Here is a 363-nt window from a genome sequence, read left to right on the forward strand (position 1 = left end):
GATCGACCCGGTGGCGACGGCGAGGGCGGACATCTCCGCGAAGATCGTCGTACCGAACTCGGCGAGCCTGCGGTTGAGGAGGGGGCGCGCGGTGGAGGTCATGGCGGCCATCCTGCGCCCAAGCTCTGGAGTTCCTCAACTCCGCTTTGACCCGTGCCCCGGGCGGGCATCTCCGGGGCACCGCGCACGGCGCGGGAAGGAACGAGGCGCCCACGGGGGGCGGCTTCGGGGGACCGGAAGAGGGTGGCGCCATGGATCCGTTCGTCATCGGGCTGGTGGGAGTGTTCGTCCTGTTCGTCGTCGTCGCGCGGGTGTCCGGCAGGCGCGGCGGCCGGACACCCGCGCGACGACGACGAACAGGAC

The organism is Streptomyces murinus (assembly GCF_002154555.1).
GTDB classification, from domain to species: domain Bacteria; phylum Actinomycetota; class Actinomycetes; order Streptomycetales; family Streptomycetaceae; genus Streptomyces; species Streptomyces murinus.